Raw genomic sequence first — 749 nt, forward strand, 5'->3', positions numbered from 1 at the left:
GGCCCCTCGCGACGGAAGTCTGAGGGGCTTTTTTGCTTTTGTGCCTAGGGAGCACGGGCCTTAATGTAATCTGGCCACCCGAGGTGAACTGGGCGACACAACAGGGCACTCCGCGCGCACTGCGAGGAGCAATCGACTTGAGGGCAACCACGTTGTCAGCCGAAACTGAATATCCGGGAACAGCATAAGTCGAGCAACCAGCCAGAGTTGCGACTGCTAGTAAGCGCACCACTAGAGCCCACGCCATCAAAAACGAACGAGGAATCGACGTCTTTCATGGTTAGTCCCCAAACGGGTTGCCTGTGTCTTTGACTTCGGTATTTAGGTTGTATTCCGCACGCACGACCTTGAGCACGCCCTCGATGTCGCGCTCGAAGCCGACCGCGTTGCCGAAGTGGGTCATGTTCCAGTTGCAGCCTGTCTTGTCAGGCTCTTGCAACTGCGGCCGCGGCACACGAATCTTCACTCCATCCTCGACGATTTCCTGCAGTCGATGGATTCGTCGGTTGACTTCCTGCTGAAGCGGCACAGTCATGCGAGACAATAAGGTCGTTGAGGCGTCTGGCGTCCTTGGTGGTTTCGATACTGATGAAGAAGCAGAATCGACAGGCCTCTCGTGGTGTCGAGCGTGGGTCGACAGCCACGGGTAGCGCGGAGACGATTATCACCCAAAAGCGCTCTTGGCAAGCTCCAGAACATCCATGTCGACAGCCACTATTGCAAGGTCGTCGACCGTTTTTCGGTCTTGG

The 749-nt window shown here is 56.3% G+C and carries 1 protein-coding gene; it reads right to left on the bottom strand.

Annotation, left to right across the window (positions count from 1 at the left end):
* Window positions 1–280: 280 nt before the first annotated feature.
* Entirely contained in the window at window positions 281–535 is a 255-nt protein-coding gene (locus PQR02_RS40645; protein ID WP_408243424.1) for a hypothetical protein, read from the bottom strand.
* Between the last annotated feature and the right edge of the window lie 214 nt (window positions 536–749).

The organism is Paraburkholderia sediminicola (assembly GCF_046026895.1).
In the GTDB taxonomy this organism is placed as follows: Bacteria; Pseudomonadota; Gammaproteobacteria; order Burkholderiales; family Burkholderiaceae; genus Paraburkholderia; species Paraburkholderia sediminicola_C.

Excerpts from the sequence above, each read along its gene's own strand:
- PQR02_RS40645 (WP_408243424.1), bottom strand. The coding sequence starts at position 535 with ATGACTGTGCCGCTTCAGCAGGAAGTCAACCGACGAATCCATCGACTG.